Source organism: Kineococcus deserti (assembly GCF_050871945.1).
Classification (GTDB): domain Bacteria; phylum Actinomycetota; class Actinomycetes; order Actinomycetales; family Kineococcaceae; genus Kineococcus.
Genome location: NZ_JBJLSI010000012.1, coordinates 1 through 15,717, shown reverse-complemented (window position 1 = coordinate 15,717; position 15,717 = coordinate 1). Strand labels below are relative to the sequence as shown.

Here is a 15,717-nt window from a genome sequence, read left to right as displayed (position 1 = left end):
GAGCAAACCGCGCTGCGCTCAGGTGTCACTGAGGTCTCGCTGAGGCCTCGACCACCCCGCCCGCCTGCCTGCCGGCGCCACCCAGCAGTCGTCGCTGAGGACCATCGGACAGGTCTTCGGGGGCGGTAGGCCCCGAAGGACGTTTCGGCGACGCTGCGGGCGGATCAGGTCATGCACGGCGCGCAGATCGGGTGCCCGACCAGCCCTTCCTGTGCGCGGGCAGAAGAGTCAGCGCCCGGAGTCGTGACCCACCGCCTCGGCACCGCCTCAGCACCGCCTCAGGGAAAGCCGCTCGACTGGAGCTGTCGTCGGCGCCATCGTCACCTGGACCGACGTCGGCACCGCGCGCACATCGCACGAGAACAAGACTCAAGGAGAAGACCGTGAGGATGTTGTTCCTGACCGCCGGCACCCGCGGCGACATCGAACCCTTCGCCGCACTGGCCAGAGCAGCGCTCGCAGCCGGGCACGACGTCACGCTCGCCGTTCCCGACAACCCCGGCGTCGACCTGTCCGGCCTCCAAACGACCTCCCTGGGCATCGACTTCGCCCAGTTGATCCAGGAGCGGGGCAGTACGGCGCTCGCCGCCGCGCGGGCTTTCAGGACACGCATCCGACCGGGCATGCGGCGGATGTTCACCGAGGCCGCCCGAGTGGTGCAGCAGGACGTTCCCGACGTCGTGGTCCACCACCCCAAGGTCTTGACCGCCCCGCATGCGGCGGCAGCAGCGGGAGTTCCGCACCTGCTCGTCGAGGCGGTGCCGTCGCTGTCGCCCACGAGCGCCTTTCCGCTGCCGGGCTTCGTCAGCCGCGACCTGGGCCCGTTCAACCGCGCCACCTGGCGCGCGGCCTCGGCTGCCGGGTGGGTGTTCGCCCGGGACGTGCAGGCAGCGTGCGCCGCGACCGGGCTGTCCCCGTCGTCCAGCGGCTCGCGAGGACGCCCCACCCCTGCGGCCGCCTCGTTGATCCCGGTCAGTCCTCACCTGCTGCCCCGGCCCGGCGACTGGCCCGAGCACGTCGTGCTGACCGGCACCTGGGCTGGTCCTGGAGGTTCCGAACGACTGCCGCAGCAGATCGCCGAGTTCGTTGCCGGCGGGCCGTTCCTGTACGCCGGGTTCGGTTCCATGGCCAGCGGCGATCCGCGCTCCCGCACCAGGGCTGTGGTGGAGGCTGCCCGGGCGCACGGGTTGCGGGTGCTGCTGGCCACGGGGTGGGGAGGTCTGGACCTTCCCGACGACGTCAGTGGTGACGATGTCCTGGCGGTTCCCTCGGTGCCTCACCGGGCAGTGCTGCCGCACGCCAGCGTCGCGGTCCACCACGGTGGGGCTGGAACGGTGCACGCTGTCGCCGCTGCCGGTGTGTCGCAGGTGGTCGTGCCCTTTACCGGCGACCAGCCGTTCTGGGCACGCACGCTGCACCGGGCCCACCTCGCCGCGCGGCCGGTTCCGGTGCGCCAGATGACCACTGCCCGGCTGCGGCGGGCGATCGAGCAGGCGCTGCCGTGCACGCCCGTCGCCCAGCAGATCGCGCACGCCATGAGTGGCGAGGACGGTCTCCGTCACGCTCTGCAGGCGATCGAAACGATCATCAGCAACCCTGAGCGCCCCTTACCTGTCAGCACCATCCCTGCGCGGCGTGATCGCGGCGGTGAGTGAGGAGCGGCCGTACGCCCGATGTCGCGGGCCGGGATTCAGCAGGTGTTCTCGCGCTCGCGGTGCCTCCGTGAGTCGGTGCATCAGTCGGTGTGATCACGGGTGGGTGGCTGTGCCGGCTTATTTGGCCAGCCGGCCGGCGGCAGACACGGGAACGGTGACTTGGACGCGGGTTCCACCCCCCCGGCGGGGTGGTGATGTCGACCTGCCCTCCCACGGTCTGCACCCGCAGGCTTTGAGAGCTCAGGCCGATGTGCCCCTGCTGCAGCCGCTGGGGCAGGACCGCTGGGTCGAAGCCGGTGCCGTCGTCGGTGACTGTCAGCTGGACCGACCGGCTGGTCGGGGCGCCGGTCGAGACTTTGCGTTGGCCCGAAGGTGGTTCTTCGACCTCGCGCAGGTCGACGGTGACGTGGTGGGCTTGACCTGCTGAACCGGGCTCCGCCCGCTGCCGAAGTGACCACGACGCGGCATGGCGGTGCACGTGCCGTGAGGAAGCGTTCCATCGCTCCGAGGGCTACTCAGGTCGTGTAGCTGGCGTTGAGCGTGAGGTAGCCCTCAGTGAGGTCGCCGCCGTGGACGGTGAACTGGCTCGAGCCGACGCCGAGGTCTCGCGAACGCATCTGCCGGGCCGCCATGAGGAAGTCCCACAGCACCTCCGGGATGATGTGCCCTACGCCTGCGGGCGTGTCGACGCGGACCATGGCCGCGCCGGCCAGCATCAAGTCGATGACCATGTCTTCTGGCAGCAGGTCGGTTCGGGCCAGTTGCAGCGCTCGAGCCCGGGTGGGCTCATCGGCGTCGAACCACCAGGTGTCGATGGCGTCCTGCTGCTTCATGAGGTTCCCCCCAGGCGGCTCGCGTCCTGACCAGTCAGGGAACTCATAGCGCCGCCGGAGCCACTTTCGGGCTGCTTTGCCGTGATGGTGGCAGGAGTGCGACAGCAGGCGCTGATCCTTCACGGTGCGTCCAGCCCGCAGAGCGCCATGACCCGCGGATCGTTCGCTTCCTTGCCCCCTCCTTGCCCCCTCCTTGCCCCCTCCTTGCCGTCTTCTTGTCATCAGGTGCTGGGGCTGGTGCCGTCGCGGGTCCTCGACTCCTCACCCCGGCCGGGCAGTGGTCACGGCGCGTATCAGGAGGGCGGCGATGTCGGTGGGGTCGCTGACGTGGGCGGTGATGTGGTCGCGTTCGGCGGTGGCGCGGGGCATGTCCGGCTGGGCGCTGGATGCTTCGGTGGCGGTGATGACCAGTCCGCCGCAGCGGTGGATGGCGGTGGCTCCGGTGGCGCCGTCGTTGCCGCCTCCGGACAGGACCACGGCGATGGCCTGGGGCCCGACGGCCAGGGCCAGGGAGGTCAGGAGCAGGTCGGCGCTGGGGCGGGGTGGGGGTGTGGGGCCGGCGGGCAGGAGCAGCAGGCGCCGCCCGGCGCTGACGAGCAGGTGCTGACCCCCTGAGGGCAGGTGGACGACTCCGGGGTGCAGCAGCATCTCGTCTTCGGCGGGGCGTACGGCCAGGTCGGTGTGTGGTTGCAGGACGTGGGCCAGCAGGTTGTGGCTGCGGGGGTCTTGGTGCTGGATGACGATGAGGGCGGCGGGCAGATCGCCGGGCAGGTGAGCGAGGATCTCGATGAGGGGCTTGAGCCCGCCTGCGGAGCAGACCAGGGCGATGACCGGGCCACTGACCTGGCCACTGACCTGGCTGCTGGTCGGGTCACCGGCTTGGGTGATCGCGTGATGCCTACCCGTGGGTTCGAGCATCCCCGCACCTTAGGACGGCAGGGGCTGGGGAGATCTCCGCTGGACGCGCGCCTTTCGCCAGGACCGGGACGTCGACGACGTCCCGCACGACGAGATGACCGTGCGTCTTCGCGCGCTGGCGCTGACGCCAGCGATCAGGAGATCGAGGCTGGAGCGGCCGATCAGTGAGCTCGGGGACGATCTCAGCGAAGGGCTAGCGGCCGGTGGTGCCGTCGAGCTGCTCGCGCAGGATGTCGGCGTGCCCGACGTGCCGCGCAACCTCAGCGCCCATGTGCGCAAGCATCCAGCGGACGCTGAGCCGTTCGCCGTCGACCTGCCGCGCCAACGGTGCGGTCGGGTCACCCACCGACCGGATGGCCGCGTTGCTCTCGTCGATGGCGGCGCGGTAGTCCTCAAGCACCTCCCGCACGGGAGTCCCCACGGGCAGGGTCATCTCGAAATCCCACTCGTGATCCTTGTGCAGCCCCAGCAGGTGGTAGCCGAACCACCAGCGCTCCGACATGGTGAGGTGTCGAACCAAGCCGAGGATCGAGGTGCCGCTGTCGACCAGCACTCGTTGCAGCTGCTCATCGGAAAGCCCCGCGGCCTTCTTCAACATGCAGGAGCGGGAGAAGTCCAAGAACGCTAGGGCTGTCTCGAGCTCGCCGGTGTCGACTCTGGGCACGGGCTCGCGCTGTGTCTCGGCCATGCAAGAAAACCTAGCTCCGCGCCCTGCTGTCAAGCACGCGGGTTGAGAGCCAGCCGTCGTGCGCCTGCGTCGCGAGCACCCACTTGCGGCTGCGGCTCGAGGTCGTGATCGAGGGCTGTGGCCAATGTCGATGAGCCGGCTGAGACCGCCTGCAGGCATGTTCGCTCATCGGCACTGCGTGGGAGATCAAAAGACGCGGTCATCGTCATTATGCGGGTGATCGTCGTGCTCGGCTTGCACCCGGACATCGCCATGTGCCGTACGTCGCGGGCGCTCGAGTGGGCGTCCGCAGGCGAGGTGGTGCCGGCGCGCTCGCGGGTGGGTGGTGTCCGGCGCTCGCGGGTGGTGGGCCGGGAACAGGATGCGGTCGAGAAGGGTTCTCAGGTAGGCGAGTTCCGCACTGAGCACGTTCGGAGGCTGTGATGAAGTCGAACACCCACCCCGCCTACGGTCTGGTCGCCTTCCGCGACAAGTCCGCCGGCACGACGTTCTTGTCGCGCTCGACGTTGAGTGCTCGCGATGGTCTGCCGCGGTTGACGATGCAGGACGGGGACGACTACCCGGTCTTCGATGTGGATGTCTCCTCGGCCAGTCACCCGTTCTGGACCGGGAATGCCCGTGTGCTGGACAGTGAGGGGCGCGTGGAGAAGTTCCGCCGCCGCTACGGCCGCCGCTGAGTCGCCGCTGAGCCGCCGGTGAGCTGGTGATATGCCGTTGGCCTGCTTCAGGGCTCAGTCGAGGTCCCCGGGATGGGACGTAGCGGGTCGCGCCGCTGGCGCCGGTCAGGTCACTGGCGGCGGTGCTGCGGTCCAGGTGTGGCGCCGGTTCGGCTCGGACTTGGGTGTCGCCTGGCACTGCGGTCCCCCGAGCCGGCAGCTGATGGCCCCCGCACCCCCCCCGAGGGTGCGGGGGCCATCATTTATCTCTGCCTGGCTGGGGCTTCCCGCCGGTGAGGTCTTGCCCGGGGCTAGATGTCTGGCCGGTCAGGCTTTCTTCGCCGCCCGGGCGGTGGTCCCCTTCTTGGCCGCGGAGGTCTTCGTCGCGGTGGCGCGGGTCGCTGCGTTGGTGACGCGGGTTGTGCTGGGGGTGGCCGAGGCTGCCTTCTTCGTGGCCCTGGTTGCCGTCCCCGTCGCCGTCCCTGTCGCCGTCCCTGTGGTGGCGGCCGGTTTGGTGATCGTGCGGGGGCGCGTCGCGGCGGCCGGTGTGGTGGCTGGCTTGGTGGCCGTACCCGTGGTTGTGCGGGCGGGTCCCGCCTTCTTGGCTGCCTTGTTGGCAGCAGTTGCCCTCGCGGTGGTGGTGGTCTTGGTGCCGGCGGTCCTGGGGGTGGCCGCCGCGGTGCTGCTGCTGGCGGCAGCGTTGGCACTGGCGGCGCGTTCCTTGATGCCGGCCTGGTAGGCACGCAGGGTCTTGGTGTCGGAGACGACGGCCTTGAAGGCGGTGCCGGCGCGGAAACGCGGCATGGACGTCTTCTTGATCTTGACGGGTTCGCCGGTGCGGGGGTTGCGTCCGGTGCGGGCGTTGCGGGTCTGCTTTTCGAAGGTGCCGAAGCCGGTGAGGGTGACTTTGTCGCCCTTGGCCACGGTCAGGGTGATGACCTCCAGGACCGCCTCCAGGGCGGCCAGGGCCTCCCTGCGTCCGCCCAGGCGGGTTTCGAGGGCATCGACGAGTTCGGTCTTGTTCACCAGAGGGCTCCTTGTGCGAAACGCGATAGGGGGCGACGTGGGTGGAGGGGATGCGCGGCGTCCGCGTGAGGTCCGCGTGGTGCGGGTCAGGCAGGAGCCTGGGAGGACCACGCTACGACCGGCGGTGTCCGGTGCTGCGCTCCGGCTCGGTGTCGGCGTGGCGCAAGCAGCTTTGACGCACTGCCCAAGGCGTTGGCGCGCTGGGGGGCGAGGCGCGCTCACCTCGGGTCCACGCTGCATCGCGGGGTTAGGGCGCTTCGTGTGTGCGTGCAGCGGTTCGTTACCGCAGGCGCATCGCGCCCCTGTTGGTGTTGGCCAGTACGCAGTCGAGCTGTCACGCGCAGGTGGGTGGCCGGGAGCGCGCCTGCGGGTCTACCGTTGCGGGAGATGCCGCGGTGGTTGGGCAGACCAGCCGACCGTCCCGTTGCGTGCCCAGGCGTCCCGCGCAACGTCGTCGGGGTGACCGGCGACGCCATGACGAGGAGACCGCTGACTGGCGCCGGGACCGTGGTGGTCGTGGCGATCCAGAGCCAGGACGCACCGGTGAGGCCCGCGGCCACGCCGGGCCCGGCTATCGCCACCACCCGGGAGGTAACGGGGCGGCTGAACTGGGTTGCGGGTGCGCCACGTGGTCATCGCCGGTCGGAACGGAGCCGGCGGCTGGCTATGGTGCACTGGCGTCGTCATCAGCAGCAGAAGTTGAGGGCGTCGCGGCCTCGCGCTGGTGTGCCCAGTGCTGAAGGGTGGTGAGGACGACGCGGTCGCGGTTCGTTGGGGTGTCAGGTAGGTCCTCGCCCCAGTGGACTGCTGGAGCGGTGGTCGCAGTAATTCTGCTGTGAAGTTTCTCCAGGACCCAGTCGATACCAAATACTTGCTCTACGAGGTGGTCGTCGAGTTCAGCGACGCGGGCGGGAGCGTCGTCGGCGCCGACGATACGTCGGGTGCCGATCCAGGTGGCCAGGACACTCCACAGGTCCCATCGCCCCGTCTGCACCTGCTCTCGCAGCCAGGTGGCAGCGGCGCTGGAATCCAGGGACCACCAGGAGTACCAACGGCCTACACCGACTCGGTCAAAGACGTCCAAGGTGTGCGTGCGATCCGTTTCGTGGCGGACGGCGTAGGCGGCGGCGGTTCGGCGGGTGACCTCCTCGCTCCACGGCGGTGCAGTGTGCAGCGCTCCGGTGGAGTCGATCGGGTCATTGTTGGGACGGGCAATGCGGGCCACGATGCCCATCAATCGGAGCCCGTCGTCGGTGGCCAGTTGTCGATCAGTGAAGGCAAGAACGTCCGAAGGATCGGTGCGTGCCAGGAGCCGATAGATGAAGCCTTCCACCACATTGCGCCGGCTCAAGAGCAAACCAACTTCGCCGTCGTTGAGACGGCCGAACTCGTGGGCGACGAGGTCGAGCAGCCCTGTGGTGGCCGGATGCCCGGGTGTGAGGTAGTGCTCCAGTTTCCAGGTGACTCGTTCGACGTCGCCGTGTAGTTCAGCGCGGACGGTCGCTACGGCGGGGTCATCGGGACCGTCGGTGTTGTCGTTGCCTTCGATGACATCGACTTCTTGGTGCCCGCTCAGGGCGGTGAGTGCGTCGCGGACGACGGTGTCGGCTAGCCCTTCCTCGGGCACTCCGAAGCTGAAGTAGTGGTCGAAGTAGTAGGGGTGGCCCACACCGCGCCGTTGCGCGATCGAGTTGGTACTTTGAGGATTCGGCAGGTTGCCTGTCAACTCGGCCTGCAAGACGGGGAAGAGAGACGTAAGAAGTTGCAGTATGGAGTCGCTGTTGGCTGGGTCGGCGACTGCGTCGGTGATGCGCTGACGCCACCGCTGCTGGACGATGGTCCAGTCGCGGGTGGAGGCAGCTAGCCGTCGGGTGAGTTGCTCGTGGGATTGGCCCAACAGTTGGTCACGGTATTGCTCCAGCATGCGGTAGACCCGCGGTTCCTCGGTCCGCAGCCAGGTGATGACGAGATAGTCGACGAAGTCGACCTCTCCGTCGAGTAGGCCGTGGAAGGCGTCGATCTGTCCCATGACTCGGTTGATCGTGCGGGGGCTGTCGAGGCGCTGCAAGAGACCGTGTTCGTGGAGGTGAGTTCGTAGGCGCTGGGCCTGCTCGTTGGTCAAGGGGGCGTAGCGCTCGTCGCGGACAGCGTTGAGAGCTGTCGTGAGCAGGGTGGTGCGCTGGTAGGGACGTAGGGCGGGGAGGTCGACCCGGACTTGGACAAGTTTTTCGAGGTAGTCCAGGGCTCGTTGGTCGTTGTCGCCGACGAGGGACGTGTGTTTGAGCAGGTCGACGAGGGTTTGCTCGTCGTAGCTGAGTAGATAATGCACGTTGGGCAGGCGCCCGATCATTCGCACGAGCTTGATGGTCAGTAGCAGCTCGGGCGCTTCGAGGCGGTCGAGATCGTCCAGGATCACCAGGATGGGCTGATCAAGTCGATCCAGCGCGTCGGCGGCTTGCCGGTGGGTAGCGGAGACGCTGGTGTCTCCGGCGATCCAGTCCCGCAGCATCTCTGCTGGCTTCTCGCCGTTGACGCCGCCGACCTGGGCCAGGGCAGCTAGCGGAGTGAGCGCGTTGGCAACCTTGGCCAGCTGGGTGCGGGTTTCACGCCAGCGCGTATCCGCTGGCATCGCCTGCCGGAGCTCGGCGAAGAAACCGCGCTGCAAAGTTTCGGCGTCGCTATACAGCCAGGGGGTGAACCATGTGACGATCCAGCCGTCGCGCTCACCCGCGTTGCCTGCGTGCAGACGCTGTTGCAGCAGGTTCAACACGCTCGTCTTGCCCGATCCCCATGGACCGACGAGCCCGACGACGCTTGAAGCGCGCTGGCGGCGCAAACGTGTGAGGAGTACCTGAAGGTGTGCTGCCAAGCGTCCGCGTCCCAGCTGATCGGTAGCTGCGGCATCAGCGTCGAGGGGCTCATCAGAAAGCAGTCGCGGTTGGTAAGAGGGCTGAGACACGGCTGGGACTCCTTCAGTGGCTGCGGACCGTCAGGCTAGGCGGGCACGTTGATCATGCGCGAGCAGTCAGATGAACGCATCACTTCTGGTGTCAGTCACCGAGGTGTGACGCGAGGGCTTCAGGCTCACGGTGGGGCTCTTGACGATGCGATGGCCTCCGCCAGACCAGTCAAGCTTCCGCGGGCTCGGCCAGTGATGGGGCGCCGTCGGCGGAGGCCGAGCTCGCCACTAGCGACCGTGGTCAGCCGGCGGTCGGCGCACTCGGGCATGAAGCATTCCAGATGCTCCTTGGCCCAAGCTCTGACTGCTGTGGCCTGACCGTCGCGCAGGTGGAACAGGGTGCCATCGTTCTTACGCCGAGCCCATACCAGACAGTGTTCCCCGCCTTGGAAGGCGGCGAGGACTGCGAGGTCGTGACGGGATCGGTCACGACCGCTCTGTCGGCTGCGTTTGCTGCGTACTCGAGTGATCTTGGCAGCGCTCGTCGGGGAGCAAGGCATGAGGGCCGCCGGGGAGGATCTGCCCGAAGGCCGCGGTGCGCCAGACGGCGACTGTTGCTCACCGTCGCCGGTCTCTATCGCCGACGGTGCACTTCCAGCCGCGGCTGTAGCTGCTGTCGTGACCGAGCGTCTCGATCGCTAGTACCCCGCGGCGGCGCGTAGGTCGGCGACCCGCAGTCAGCGTTGGGCCTTGCGCAGCAACTGACCTGCAGCACTGCACAGAGACTGCGGAAGCGCGTTCGCGAACTGTGGCGGCGAAGTTCATCGACGATTGAGGTGTCCCCTGGGTCTCTCATCCAGGTGGGCGGCGATGTACTTTCCGCGCGATTGCCCGGGTGCGGTGAAGTCCGCCCAGACCTCCGGCGTGCAGTTGCCGTACCAGTACTCGACTCCGTCGGGAAAGCGCACGTAAATCCGCTGCTTGACGGCGTCGTAGGCCTCGGCCGTGATGCGAGACGAGTGAACGTGGGTCCACTGAATGTTGCTCAACAGGGCCTCCTCGGAGGTGCGACTCGACGGGCGAGTCCTCGTGGCTGTGGCGTGCACGATGACTATGGCGGCATAGGAAATTCGAGGTCCAGGGTTCACCGGAACGGCTCTAGACCCGGACAAGGCGTCACGCATAACCTCGTGTCCTCACGAGGTTATGCGCGACGCTTGTCACGACGATCGCCAAAGTTCACCCGTGCGGACTAACCGCCTACGTCGCATTGCATCTGCTCACCCAGTAGCCGATGCGTGAAGGTGCGACTTACTGCCGCCTGGCTTTGTGGTCTGCGGCGGAGCGTGTGGCAGGCAGGTCGAGGAAGACCAGACATAGGCGGACGCGGCCGGTTGGGGTTTGCAAGTTCAGTAACGGCCAGCCGTCCACGATCGACTCCTCATCGTTGCGGTACTCGGGCCGCTCACGCAGCTTGGCGGCAGCGGCCTCGTGCACGAGGTGGGGACGGGTGCGGTCGACGATGTACAGCAGGACCGCGGCGGTGTCGGTGCCGTCGAGGTAGCCCAGCAGTTGGTCGAGGTCGCCGGCAACTTGGCTGGGCCCGCTCCAGCGCTTGCACTCGCAGATGAAGACCTTGGCGGGGGCTGCTCCGGTGGCCAGCACGTCGGCGCGCACGTACAGGTCGGTCTTGCCGCTGCGGCTGTAGACCTCGCGCTGGGCTCCGGGCAGGGCGGCGTTGAGGGTGGCGGCCAGCAGGTCACTGATGCGTTCTTCTGCCAATCGCACGTAGGCGGTGGGGTGGCGGTGCACGGCATCGGCCCACACCCGGATCGTGCGCAGCAGGTCAGTGAAGGACGCATCGGCCAACCGGGCCGGCAGCCCGAGGGCGACGTCGCGAACCGCGACACCGCGGACCAAGGTGTCGTCAACCGAGGCGGACTCATCGATCAAGGTATGCGCTGCCTCGTCCGCCCTGGACTGTTGCTCGAAATCAGGTCCGGATTGCCCCGCGGGCGTGGATCGGGGGATGAGCATGGGGTGGGTGTTAGCCCCCGCCTCGGGGCTGGGGGTAGGTGTGCCAGGTAGCGCGGTCAGTGCAGGGGAGTCGTACTTCCAGCCCGTCGGCCAAATCAAGCTGCGCACCGCCCGACGTCGGCCCTGCAGGTGTCGGCGTCTGGCCTCGATCAGCTGCTGCAGATGCCGCGGCATCTCAGTGTCGAAGAAAGCGCGGGTCTGCGCGGCGATGGCCTCGACGATCGGCTTGATCACCATCAGGGACTCATCAACCTCGGCGCTCAGGTCCCGCCCGTTTGTGGCGAGCTCGTCGAGCTCGTCGTCGGTCAGATCGAGGAAGGTGTATAGCGCCAAGGGACCGGGGTCGCTGCGGCGCCCGATGGTCCACAGGTCTTGCGCGAGCAAAGCCCGGTGGCGGCGCAATGCCTCAGCGGCGTCGAAAGGCGTGCCAGGGGCGGGGGAAATCCACTCGCCCAGCCCGTGGTCGACCGGGGACAGGTTCGCGCCCAGTGTGTCTGGCCACCACTCCAGCAGCTCTACCTCGCCGGTGACCTGAATGGCGACGTAGAAGCGGGTGGTGGGTAGCCGCACAGCTGCGGTGCCAGTGGGGCGAGGCTCACCGTCGTCGCCGTCGCGCGCGGCCTCACGTCCGTGCAACGTTGGGGGCTGAACCCTGTACTGCTCGGCGAGGCGGTGCGCCAAGGCGCCGGGGTCCGTCAACTCCTCCAGCGGGATCTGTTCGACCTGGCGCTCGGCTGGGCGCAGGAAGCGCTGACGCAGATGGTAGGAGAGCGGACTTTTCTCCTTGTTGAAGCTACGGAAGATGCCCAAGGCCATAACAGCTCACTCCGCCTGTCGGGGGGTGATGGCAGCAGTCAAAGTGGCCGCATCGGGCAGTCCGGCGCGTTGGTCGGGGGGCAGGGTGTCGTAGGTGTAGGTGGCCACCGCCATGGGGGCCGGGGCGCCGGCCAGGGCGTAGCGCACGACTTGTTCGTCGCGGTCTTTGCACAGCAGGATCCCCACGGTGGGGGCGTGGATGGCCTCATCGCGCAGGCGGTCGTCGATGAGGGCGACGTAGGCGCCGAGCTGGCCGGTGTAGGCGGGGCTGAAGCGTCCGATCTTCAGTTCGATGACGATGTAGCGGACCTGCGGGATGTGGAACAGCAGCAGGTCGATGATCATCTCTTCGTCGCCGACGGTGAAGCGGACCTGACGGCCGACGAAGGCCATGCCGTGCCCGAAGGCGGTCAGCGTCTGCTGCAGGCGCTCGACCAGACCTTGTTCCATGGCCCGCTCGCTGGCGCGGTCGGTGATGGCCAGGTGGTCGAAGACGTAAGGGTCGCGGGTCAGCTGCTGGGCCAGTTCGGAGTCGGGCTGGGGCAGCTGGGTGGTGAAGTTGGAGGGGGCGGTGCCGATGCGGGTGTGCAGGCCGGAGTCGATCTGGTTGGCCAGCACGTCGCGGGACCAGCCGTGCTGCAGGGCCTGGGTGGCGTACCAGTCGCGGACGGCGCGCTCATCCAGGCGGCCCAGCAGGACGGTGAGGTGGCCCCAGGGCAATTGTGCAACGGCCTGTTGCACAAAGTCGGCCTCCTGGGGCCAGGCCGCGGCGGCGGCGCGCATGTACTGCAGGTTGCGGCGGGAGAAGCCGCGCTGGTCGGGGAAGGCCTCACGGAGGTCATCAGCTAGGCGGGCGATGACCTTGGCCCCCCAGCCGGCGTCGTGCTGACGCTGCAGGATGTCGTGCCCGATGGACCAGTACAGCCGGAGCAGTTCGGTGTTGGCGGCGCGGGCGGCGCGCACGCGGGCGGTGGCCACGCGGGCCTTGAGCTGTTCGAGCAGCTCGGCGTAGCCCTCCGGCAGGTCAGCAGGCAGATCGCTGGGGTCGGGTGCGGGGTGCTGGAGATCGCGTGCGGGCACGGGCTGCATCCTGCCGCCCGGCTCGGACAGCGAAGTGATCAGGTGCGGAGTGATCAGGTGCTGAGTGATCAGGCGCTGGGTGGCCAGGTAGTGGGCGGTAGGGGCGCATCCGGATGTGGTCGGCTGGGGCGGGAAGTCCTGCAAAAAGACCCTGGAGATGACGAAACCCCGCGGGCTATGGGCCACTACGGGGTGATGTCAAGGATTATCTCAAGATCACACGAAAATGTCAAGCAGTGCTACGTATGGGGTGAGGACCTGAATCGAGCCTATTGGGTCCTGGGCCGCGGGGCCTGGGCAGGCGCCGGAGGTGAGCAGGAGCAGAGGTAGCGGGGTCTGCATCACAGGACAAGGGCGGGCGGGTCTCGAGGTGATGGGCCTGACGTGAGGGGGCTGCTTAGGCGGCGTGGGTTTCGCGGGCGTGGACCAGGACGGCGGCTTGGTACAGGGGCGCCAGGTCGATGTCGCAGCTGTCGCACAGGTGGTGCAGGTCGGCCAGCAGTTCCACCAGGGCTTCCGGGAGGCCGTCGGCGTCGCTGCGGCTGACTTGGCCGTGCCGGTGCACGGCGGCGGCGGCGTAGGTGGCGCGGTGGGCGTTGATCTGGCGGGCCCGGGCGGCGCGGGTGGCCAGGTCCTCCACGTCACCCTCGGTCTTGCGGCGAGCCTGGGCCAGGTCGGTGACGTCCACGCCGGCGTCATCGGGGTTGCTGGTGTGCAGGTGCGCGGCGCTCACGGAGGCGGGGGTCTGGGTCATGGAAGGTCTCCGATGGAAGGGGCGAAGGGGCCCCGGGCGGGTGTGTCATAGGGCCCGGGGTGGGGGTGCCACTGGGTGACGGGGTGCGCCGCTGCGGTGCGCAGATGAGACGGCGGTGATGACCTGAAGGGGGCTTCGCGCTCTAGCCCTGCGGCGAGTGAGTCGGTCTAGGCCCTGCGGCGCTCGCGAGAGCGCTGGGCTGCAACTGAGCTTTAGTACTAGCTGCTGCGGTGTCAGCTGCTGGGGTGTGGGTCTGCGGGGGGCCGGGCCAGGGTGGCCAGGTGGCCACCGCTGATGGGGGAGCCGGTCCCGGGGCCGGGAACGGGCTCACCGACCGGTGGGGGCACCGGGGCGCACGGCGGGAGGGTGGCGGCACTGCGCTGTGCGGCCTGCAGCTGTGCGAGGTGACGCTGGAGGTCTTGCAGCTGCTCATCGTGACGGTGAGCAGCACCGCCAGCCGATTCAGCGGCGTCGCCGGCGAGGTAGCCGGCGAGGTAGTCGAACAGTGCGGCAGCCGGCACCGCGGCCAGCAGGACCAGCAAGGGCAGGAGGGCATGGGTGGCGAAGGAGGTCAGGGTGACGGTGCCGACGCGGTATGCGTTGATCCGGGACACGTCATCACTCCTGCCTGCTGCAGATGGCGGTTCAGTGGTGCGACCTACAGCCCGGGAGGTGCAACGTCCCAGCAGCTGCAACGTCCCAACAAGTGCAACGTCCTGGTGGCTGCAGGGTCGTCGAGCCGCAACGTCATGGGGCTGAAGAGTCGTCCTGTTCGCTCGTCGTCATCTGGGTCCAGCGTGCCACACGGGTGCACCGATGGCACCGGTGTGCCGGGCCCGGTCACAGTTCTGAGCCCTACCGGCCACCGATGCCGAACGGTCACCACCACGGCGGTGCCGGCCACGCGCTCTTGAGGACTCGACTGGACTCGACTGAGCACTCGATCACCATCACGTGGGCCGTGAGAACGTCGGGCTCGAGGACACCGCCGGCGAGGGCACAAAGGCCATGAGGGCACAGGCGTGGCGCCTAGGCTCATCGATCACCATCGATGAGCTCTCTGCCAGACGTTGGCCCCTGCCCAGCAACCAGCGCTCGCGGCACGAGCTCACCGCCAGCGGATCACACCCCGGCGACCCGGCACCAGCCAGCCAGCTACGCCAACCCCGTCCCCGCGACCCACCTCCCGGCTACTACCTCATCACCGGCCCCGGCGCTCGCGGGCCGGTGATGCTCCTGACCGACGCAGGCGAGGATCCAGGCACCGCGATGGGCATCGGATGCTTCCTCGCCCCTTACGTCAATGTCGTCGGCCGGCAGGTCATGCGTTGCGAGCAAGCACCCACCGCCGGCCGTGTCCTGACTTCGTCGGTCCCATCCCTTTGATCCCATGCCCTAGAGTCCGGCGACTTGTGGCCGGCAACTGTTGCCCATCGATCGGGCCAACAGGCACAGCCATAGTGTGGAGGCCCAAGCCGGGGGTGAACCGTCCTGGATGTAGCGAAGGCTCTGATCGAACAAGAGGAGACTGGAGCCGTGGCAGCACCCCGCGAGTTCGACGAGGAGACCGGTGACCGGGTGGTCTGCCTGTACCGCGAGTACCTGGTCGACCACCCGGCTTGAAGCTGAAGGGCCGTCAGCACGTCGGCGCTGTGCTCGGCATCAACCCGGCGACCCTGCGCAGCTGGGTGCAGACCGCTGAAGCGGACGCGGGCTCGATCGCAACGGTCGGCGAGGCGTTGGCTAACACGCTGATGGAGTCGACGATCGGGCTGTACAAGGCCGAGTTGATCCACCAGATCGCCGGTTCGTGGCGGGGCCGGCAGTACGTCGAGGTCGAAACTGCGGAGTATGTGCGGTGGTTCAACCAGGAGCGTCGGCACTCCTCGATCAGGCACGTTCGGCCCGCCACGTTCGAGCAGACCCGTTGCAGCATCGGAGGAAACGACGATCAGCTGGTAGCATCAGTGGCCTAAACCCCGCCTCCTGTGACCCCAGAACGGTTCAGCCTCCCCCGACTATGACAAACACTGACGCCTGCACTCAGTAGGGGAGCCACGCCTTGTTCAGGGCGTAGGTTGCGGTACTGATCTAGCCGCGCAGCGGCGTGAAATTCAAGCGGTAGGGCTGAGGAGTTTCGCCCGAGCGCAGCGAGGCGAAACTCCGGGAGAGAGTTAGTCGGTGATCGGGGGCCCCGGAGCGCAGCGAGGGGGTACGAAGTTCAGACGCTGCAACTTACTGCGGTGCAACGATAGTCGCGGCGGGAGCGCGTAGCGCGAGCGCAGTTTCCGAGCGCAGCGAGGAAACCCGGGTCGCTTCAGCGACCCGTTCTGGAGCGAGGCGCGCAGCGCCGAG

At 68.0% G+C, this 15,717-nt stretch carries 13 protein-coding genes and 1 pseudogene; 4 read left to right on the top strand and 10 right to left on the bottom strand.

Annotated features, from left to right (window positions below):
- The first annotated feature begins 191 nt into the window (after nt 1-191).
- Complete coding sequence (locus ACRYR2_RS11510) at nt 192-1,655, top strand: nucleotide disphospho-sugar-binding domain-containing protein (RefSeq protein ID WP_432563006.1); 1,464 nt, start codon at nt 192-194, stop codon at nt 1,653-1,655.
- A gap of 515 nt (nt 1,656-2,170) precedes the next feature.
- Here the strand turns inward: ACRYR2_RS11510 and ACRYR2_RS11505 are convergent.
- From ACRYR2_RS11505 to ACRYR2_RS11495, 3 genes are all read right to left on the bottom strand, one after another.
- Entirely contained in the window at nt 2,171-2,488 is a 318-nt protein-coding gene (locus tag ACRYR2_RS11505; RefSeq protein ID WP_432563005.1) for a hypothetical protein, read from the bottom strand.
- Between the two features lie 261 nt (nt 2,489-2,749).
- Nucleotides 2,750-3,406 (bottom strand): chemotaxis protein CheB, encoded by a 657-nt coding sequence (locus ACRYR2_RS11500; protein WP_432563004.1) that lies wholly within the window; start codon nt 3,404-3,406, stop codon nt 2,750-2,752.
- Between the two features lie 193 nt (nt 3,407-3,599).
- Nucleotides 3,600-4,094, bottom strand: coding sequence for a DinB family protein (locus ACRYR2_RS11495; RefSeq protein WP_432563003.1), 495 nt, complete (start codon nt 4,092-4,094; stop codon nt 3,600-3,602).
- A 216-nt stretch (nt 4,095-4,310) separates the two neighbouring features.
- Here ACRYR2_RS11495 and ACRYR2_RS11490 point away from each other — a divergent pair, with 216 nt between their 5' ends.
- Together ACRYR2_RS11490 and ACRYR2_RS11485 are read left to right on the top strand one after the other, a co-directional pair.
- On the top strand, nt 4,311-4,517 hold the full coding sequence (locus ACRYR2_RS11490; RefSeq protein ID WP_432563002.1) for a hypothetical protein: 207 nt from the start codon (nt 4,311-4,313) through the stop codon (nt 4,515-4,517).
- Nucleotides 4,517-4,771 carry a type B 50S ribosomal protein L31 gene (locus ACRYR2_RS11485; RefSeq protein WP_432563001.1) on the top strand — a complete coding sequence of 85 codons (255 nt, stop codon included), beginning with the start codon at nt 4,517-4,519 and terminating at the stop codon, nt 4,769-4,771. The genes ACRYR2_RS11490 and ACRYR2_RS11485 overlap by 1 nt, the downstream gene beginning before the upstream one ends.
- Before the next feature lie 306 nt (nt 4,772-5,077).
- Here ACRYR2_RS11485 and ACRYR2_RS11480 read toward each other — a convergent pair whose 3' ends face one another.
- From ACRYR2_RS11480 to ACRYR2_RS11450, 7 genes are all read right to left on the bottom strand, one after another.
- The gene (locus tag ACRYR2_RS11480) at nt 5,078-5,776 is read right to left on the bottom strand and encodes an HU family DNA-binding protein (RefSeq protein WP_432563000.1); all 699 of its coding nucleotides are present in this window, start codon (nt 5,774-5,776) and stop codon (nt 5,078-5,080) included.
- A 664-nt stretch (nt 5,777-6,440) separates the two neighbouring features.
- A complete protein-coding gene (locus ACRYR2_RS11475) occupies nt 6,441-8,735 on the bottom strand; it encodes a KAP family P-loop NTPase fold protein (RefSeq protein ID WP_432562999.1) in 2,295 nt (764 codons plus the stop codon).
- A gap of 761 nt (nt 8,736-9,496) precedes the next feature.
- Nucleotides 9,497-9,724 (bottom strand): KTSC domain-containing protein, encoded by a 228-nt coding sequence (locus tag ACRYR2_RS11470; protein WP_432562998.1) that lies wholly within the window; start codon nt 9,722-9,724, stop codon nt 9,497-9,499.
- A 262-nt stretch (nt 9,725-9,986) separates the two neighbouring features.
- A complete protein-coding gene (locus tag ACRYR2_RS11465) occupies nt 9,987-11,528 on the bottom strand; it encodes a hypothetical protein (protein WP_432562997.1) in 1,542 nt (513 codons plus the stop codon).
- A 6-nt stretch (nt 11,529-11,534) separates the two neighbouring features.
- Entirely contained in the window at nt 11,535-12,608 is a 1,074-nt protein-coding gene (locus tag ACRYR2_RS11460; RefSeq protein ID WP_432562996.1) for a PDDEXK nuclease domain-containing protein, read from the bottom strand.
- A gap of 397 nt (nt 12,609-13,005) precedes the next feature.
- Entirely contained in the window at nt 13,006-13,362 is a 357-nt protein-coding gene (locus tag ACRYR2_RS11455) for a hypothetical protein (RefSeq protein WP_432562995.1), read from the bottom strand.
- A 233-nt stretch (nt 13,363-13,595) separates the two neighbouring features.
- The gene (locus tag ACRYR2_RS11450) at nt 13,596-13,976 is read right to left on the bottom strand and encodes a hypothetical protein (protein ID WP_432562994.1); all 381 of its coding nucleotides are present in this window, start codon (nt 13,974-13,976) and stop codon (nt 13,596-13,598) included.
- Nucleotides 13,977-15,071: 1,095 nt separating this feature from the next.
- Between ACRYR2_RS11450 and ACRYR2_RS11445 the strand changes: the two are divergent.
- Nucleotides 15,072-15,338: pseudogene (locus tag ACRYR2_RS11445) on the top strand (integrase core domain-containing protein); the annotation flags it as partial.
- Between the last annotated feature and the right edge of the window lie 379 nt (nt 15,339-15,717).

Excerpts from the sequence above, each read along its gene's own strand:
- ACRYR2_RS11505 (WP_432563005.1), bottom strand. The coding sequence starts at position 2,488 with ATGAAGCAGCAGGACGCCATCGACACCTGGTGGTTCGACGCCGATGAG.
- ACRYR2_RS11500 (WP_432563004.1), bottom strand. The coding sequence starts at position 3,406 with ATGCTCGAACCCACGGGTAGGCATCACGCGATCACCCAAGCCGGTGAC.
- ACRYR2_RS11495 (WP_432563003.1), bottom strand. The coding sequence starts at position 4,094 with ATGGCCGAGACACAGCGCGAGCCCGTGCCCAGAGTCGACACCGGCGAG.
- ACRYR2_RS11485 (WP_432563001.1), top strand. The coding sequence starts at position 4,517 with ATGAAGTCGAACACCCACCCCGCCTACGGTCTGGTCGCCTTCCGCGAC.
- ACRYR2_RS11465 (WP_432562997.1), bottom strand. The coding sequence starts at position 11,528 with ATGGCCTTGGGCATCTTCCGTAGCTTCAACAAGGAGAAAAGTCCGCTC.
- ACRYR2_RS11455 (WP_432562995.1), bottom strand. The coding sequence starts at position 13,362 with ATGACCCAGACCCCCGCCTCCGTGAGCGCCGCGCACCTGCACACCAGC.